The sequence below is a fragment of the Vibrio sp. 10N.222.52.B7 genome (assembly GCF_041474275.1).
Taxonomy (GTDB): Bacteria; Pseudomonadota; Gammaproteobacteria; order Enterobacterales; family Vibrionaceae; genus Vibrio; species Vibrio crassostreae_C.
Genome location: NZ_JBFRTU010000146.1, coordinates 1 through 456, shown reverse-complemented (window position 1 = coordinate 456; position 456 = coordinate 1). Strand labels below are relative to the sequence as shown.

Annotated in this window: 1 protein-coding gene; it reads left to right on the top strand. The window is 46.1% G+C overall.

What is annotated here, in order from left to right:
• A partial coding sequence (locus AB4512_RS21820) for an NAD(P)/FAD-dependent oxidoreductase (protein WP_372175639.1) occupies positions 1–456 on the top strand: 456 nt, incomplete at both ends.

Below are 456 nucleotides of genomic sequence, written 5' to 3'. Positions count from 1 at the left end.
TACCCGTACTTTCTAACTCGATGGTGACACGACCGTTAACTCAAGACGAAATCGCCGCGTGTAACTTCAAAACTAACCAAGTGATTACTGATACTCGAATTCTGCGCCATTACTACCGTTTGTTACCGGATAACCGAGTTCAGATTGGTACACGCAGTGCCATCAGTGGCAAGAACGCACCTGAAAAGAAATATGAAGACATGTTGCGAGCGGATTTAACCCGAAAATTCCCGTCTCTTGATCAGATCAAAATTGATTATTCATGGTGGGGCTGGGTGGATGTTAGCCACGACATGATGCCGAGAATTTATCAGCCGAATCCGAAACAATCCATCTTCTACGCACTGGGTTATGGCGGCAATGGTGTGATGTATTCCGCTCAAGCAGGTAAGCGCCTTGCTCAGTGGATAGCAGGTGAAGGTCACAAGCTCGACCTACCAATATTTGAATCAAAAC